The organism is Bauldia sp. (assembly GCF_020442045.1).
GTDB lineage: Bacteria > Pseudomonadota > Alphaproteobacteria > Rhizobiales > Kaistiaceae > Bauldia.
The window spans coordinates 1-4927 of the sequence record NZ_JAGRLA010000038.1; the positions used below are offsets into that span (position 1 = coordinate 1).

Sequence of the window (4927 nt, forward strand, 5' to 3'; positions counted from 1 at the left end):
CGCGCGTAGTAGGTGGTCTGTGACGGGAAGGCGAAGCCGGTGCCGGCCTCGGCGATGACGTCCTCCATCCGCAGGAGAATGTCCTCCCGGATGGCGAGGAAGGTGTCCTGGTCCTGGCAGCGGAGGTAGGCGAAGACCTCGATGTCCTTCGACCATTCGCCATAGCCGACGAAGCGGACGCGCGCCGGTTCGGGCTCGACCATCGGATGGGCGATCAGAAGCTCGCGGAGCTTGCCCAGCACGTAGCGCATCTGCTCGGGCGTCGTCTCGTAGCGAAGCTGCAGGACGGTTCGAAGCAGGCGGCTGTAGCGCGCGGTGTAGTTGTCGAGATGGAGCTGCGAGAATTCGCTGTTCGGCACCGTGACGATGCTGTGTTCCAGCGTGCGGATGCGGGTCGAGCGGAGGCCGATCTCCTCGACGGTGCCGAGCGCCGTGCCGTAGCGGCAGAAATCGCCGACGCGGACCGGCCGGTCGGCGAAGAGGGTGAGGCCGCCGATGACATTTTCCAGCGTCGGGCGGACGGCAAGCGCGATCGCCAGACCGCCGACGCCGAGGCCGGCGACCAGCGGTGCGATCGGGATGCCAACGGCGTCCGCCGCGGCGACCGCGAGGAGCAGCATGAAGACGACCGCGATCAGCCGGAACAGGATGCGCATCAGCGCGGTGTCGAAGCGGCGCCGGCCATCGCCCCGGCCGCCGATCATGCCGATCGCGTCGGCGAGCCTGCCGGCCAGCACCAGCACCAGCCACGAGCCGCTGACGACCTGGACGACGAGCGCGGTGAAGGCGACGACATAAAGCGGCAGCTCGAGCAGGCCGATCGCGTTCTGCGCGACGAGGAAATCGACCGCGGCGAGAATGAAGATCAGGAACAGCGCGGCGGGCAGGCCGAAGCGCAGCCACGGGCTGCGATGCCACCACAGCCGGTCCCAGAGGATGCCGAGCCGGATCAGGCTGAGGAGCAGGATGGTGGAAACCGCGACGAGCAGGACGACGGCGATCCATTGCCAGATGCCCTGGCCGGCGACGATGGCCGTCGCCCAGGCGGGGAGCGACTCGGGGAACTTCTGCCGGACCCACTGGCCGGGGCTCGCCCGCACCTCGTCATAGATGCCGACGATGGCGCCGGGCTTGTAGGGGATCTCGCGGGCGAGGTCGTAATATTCGCGGATGCGGTCGACGGTCTCGCGCGAGAAGAGGAACTGGCCTGCGTCCGGGCCTTCCGCGACCTTGACGATCTCGATCCGGGTATTCGGGACGACCCAGCGGGTCAGCTCCTCGTCCGCCGCGACCTCCGCGTCGCCGGGAATGTCCTCGAATTGCGGCAGCTCGACGCGATCGAGCACCTCCCGCAAAAGCGACATGTCGATCAGCAGGGCGGATTCGCGTCCGAGGGCGGTGATGTCGCGGGTGTCGAGCGTGTCGGCGGCGCGCATCATCGGCCGGAGGATCTCCGAGCGCGGCCTGTCCGCCCGCCAGGCGTCGACGCCCTCGCTGAAATCGCGGAGGAAGCTGCGCAGCGTGTCGCGCGGGCTCGTGGTGTCGGCCGCGCGAAGCGGATAGGGCTCCTCGAAGCCGCCAAGCAGCTCGGACTGGGCGAGCGCCGGCCCGGCCAGGAGCGCGACCGCCAGCGCCAGAAGGGCGGAAATGAACGAGAAGCGATTCCGGTGCGATGCCACGCCGCCAGCCTATCTCAGGCCGGCTTCGGCGAAAAACCGGGCGGCGCCTTCATGCAAGGGCGCGCTGAGCCCGTCCCGCGCCATCTGTTCGACGGTGAGGGACGAGAAAAGAGGCGAGGCTTCGCGCAGCCGGTCCATCCCCTCGAAATACGCCTTGGTCAGCGCATAGACCACGTCGGCATCCGCGTCGGCGGTGGTCACCAGCGTCGCGACGAGGCCGAGGCCCGGGATGTCCTGCGGGTTGCCGCGATACATGCCGCCCGGGATCGCCGACCTGGCGTAGAGGGCGTCGCCGGCGATCAGGGCGTCGACCGCCGGCCCGGCGACGGGGATGAGGACGACGTCACAGGTTTCGGCGGCTTCCTTGACGAGCGGGCTGGGGTGGCCGACGGTCACCGAGAAGGCGTCGACCTCGTTGTCGCAAAGCGACTGGGCGATGTCGGGCGCCGTGAGGTCGTCCTCGGCGATTTCGATGATGTCGTCGGGGCCCCAGCCCTCCGCCTCGAAGAGCGCCTGCATGAGGAGATAGCCGCCCGATCCGGGGCTCGATGGATAGACGCGCTTGCCCTTGAGATCGGCGAAGCTGCGGATGTCCTTGTCGCGGCGGGTGACGATCGTAACCTGCTCGACGAACAGCGACATCACCGAGCGGAGCGCGTCGTAGGGGCCGGCCTCGACGAAGGGTCCGGTGCCGAGCATCGCCTCGCGGCCGGTATCGGACTGGGCCATGGCGAAGGTCGTCTCGCCGGCACGCAGGGACTGGATATTGGCGACGGACCCGTTGCCGAAGGCGACCGTGCAGGTGATGCCGTGCTCGGCGGTGTGCTCGTTGACCAGCTTGCAGATCGCGCCGGCGGCCGGATGGTAGAGGCCGCCGGTGGTGCCGCTGGCGATGGAAACCTCTTCCGCCGCGGCTGGCGACATGGCGGCGGCCAGCGCGAGCCCGGCCGATACAGCGGCGCCAATGACGGCCCGACGCAAACCGGTGATGGATACCAGGCGCACGTTTCACTCCCTCCGCCGGCATGCCCGCCCGGCCATCGTCATCATAGCGTGAAGTGCCGCCGGGAGGCGATCCACCATGACGGGTGGTGGCGCGCCGGCGGTTACCCCTTGGCAGCGGCGGCCGGCCGTTCCATGCTCGGCCGGGGCCGATACACGGCGAAAAGCGCCGACAGACGGCGGCCGCTTCTTCCGGGGGACGTCCATCATGCCGAGTGACATCGAGATCGCCCGCCAGGCGAAACCGAGGCCGATCGTCGAGATTGCCGCGCTGCTCGGCATCCGGCGCGAGGCGGTCTCCACCTACGGGGCCTACAAGGCGAAGGTCGCGCTGCCGTGGCTGACCGGCCTCGACAAGCCGGCCGGCAAGCTGGTGCTGGTCACCGCGATCTCGCCGACGCCGGCCGGCGAGGGCAAGACGACGACGACGGTCGGGCTCGGCGACGCGCTGAACCGGATCGGCAAGCGGACGGTGATCTGCCTCCGCGAGCCGTCGCTCGGCCCGTGCTTCGGGATGAAGGGCGGGGCGGCCGGCGGCGGCTATGCCCAGGTCATTCCGATGGAGGAGATCAACCTCCATTTCACCGGCGACTTCGCGGCGATCGCGGCCGCCAACAACCTGCTGGCGGCGATGGTCGACAACCACATCTACTGGGGGAACGCGCTCGGCATCGACGAGCGCCGCATCACCTGGCGGCGGGTGGTCGACATGAATGACCGGGCGCTGCGGGGCATCGTCTCGTCGCTCGGCGGCGTCGCCAACGGCTTCCCGCGCGAGGACGGCTTCGACATCGTGGTGGCGTCGGAGGTGATGGCGATCTTCTGCCTTGCCTCCAGCCTCGACGACCTCGTGGCGCGGCTCGGCCGGATCGTGGTGGCGGAGACCCGCGACGGCAAGCCGGTGACGGCGAGGGACCTCTCGGCCGACGGCGCGATGGCGGTGCTGCTCAAGGACGCGCTGTCGCCGAATCTCGTCCAGACGCTGGAAGGCAATCCGGCCTTCGTCCATGGCGGCCCCTTCGCCAACATCGCCCATGGCTGCAACTCGGTGGTGGCGACCCAGGCCGGCCTGAAGCTCGGTGAATACGTGGTCACCGAGGCCGGCTTCGGCGCCGATCTCGGAGCGGAGAAATTCTTCGACATCAAGTGCCGCAAGGCGGGGCTGAAACCCGACGCGGCGGTGGTGGTCGCCACCGTCCGGGCGCTCAAGATGCATGGCGGCGTCGCCCGCGCCGATCTCACGGCCGAGGACGCGGCGGCGGTGGCCCGCGGCGCGGTCAACCTCACCCGGCACCTGCGCAACGTGAAGCGCTACGGCGTGCCGGCGGTCGTCGCGATCAACCGCTTCGCCGGGGACGGCGAGGCTGAGCTCGCCGCGATCGAGACGGCGGCGAAGGCGGAGGGCGTCGCGGCGATCGTCTGCACCCATTTCGCCGACGGGTCGAAGGGAGCGGAGGCGCTCGCCCGCCAGGTGGTCGATCTCGCCGAAAGCGGCGAGGCGGATTTCGCGCCGCTCTATCCGGACGACATGCGGCTCTTCGACAAGATATCGACCATCGCCACCAGCCTCTACGGGGCAAGCGAAGTGATCGCCGACAAGGCGATCCGCGCCCGGCTCGACCGCTACGAGGCGATGGGCCACGGCGACCTGCCGGTCTGCATGGCCAAGACGCAATATTCCTTCTCGGCCGACCCGACGCTGATGGGGGCGCCCTCCAACCACGCGGTGCCGATCCGCGAGGTGCGGCTCTCGGCCGGCGCCGGCTTCGTCGTGGCGATCTGCGGGACGATGATGACCATGCCGGGACTGCCGCGAAAGCCGGCGGCGGAGACCATTCACCTCGACGCGGACGGGAACGTCGCCGGGCTGTTCTAGGGGCACCGGGACGGCCGTCCGGCATCGGCAAAAAAGTCACGGTCGGAAAACTTCCTTCGCGGCGTGGTTGTATGCCGGCAGGGACGTGATATGAGCCCTCCGCCCGCCACGCGGGCGCGGGTGAATCACTCGCTGGACGGGGCTTTGGGACCGGGGCGGCGCAAGCCGACACGTGGGGGACTATGACGGGAATCCTGTTGAGAATTGCCGGTTTCGGCATTGCGACCCTGATCGCAACCGCGGTGCTTGCCGTTCCCTATCTGACGATCCAGTAGCCTTTCGACATTCCGTCATCGACCGGCCGCCGGCGTGACCTCGCGCCGGGCGGCCTGCCCGCGCCGGCAGGCTCGGGGGCGGGTGCCGTCAGGCC

The 4927-nt window shown here is 69.4% G+C and carries 3 protein-coding genes; 1 reads left to right on the forward strand and 2 read right to left on the reverse strand.

Translation table 11 applies throughout. The features are described 5' to 3' along the window. Positions 1–1679, reverse strand: a 1679-nt coding sequence (locus KDJ86_RS04520) for a mechanosensitive ion channel family protein (RefSeq protein ID WP_291743477.1), incomplete at its 3' end; no start/stop codon positions are given. A 9-nt stretch (positions 1680–1688) separates the two neighbouring features. Continuing rightward, on the reverse strand, positions 1689–2684 hold the full coding sequence (locus KDJ86_RS04525; protein WP_291743479.1) for a TAXI family TRAP transporter solute-binding subunit: 996 nt from the start codon (positions 2682–2684) through the stop codon (positions 1689–1691). Positions 2685–2889: 205 nt separating this feature from the next. Here KDJ86_RS04525 and KDJ86_RS04530 point away from each other — a divergent pair, with 205 nt between their 5' ends. Beyond that, the gene (locus KDJ86_RS04530; protein WP_291743480.1) at positions 2890–4557 is read left to right on the forward strand and encodes a formate--tetrahydrofolate ligase; all 1668 of its coding nucleotides are present in this window, start codon (positions 2890–2892) and stop codon (positions 4555–4557) included. The last annotated feature ends 370 nt before the right edge of the window (positions 4558–4927 follow it).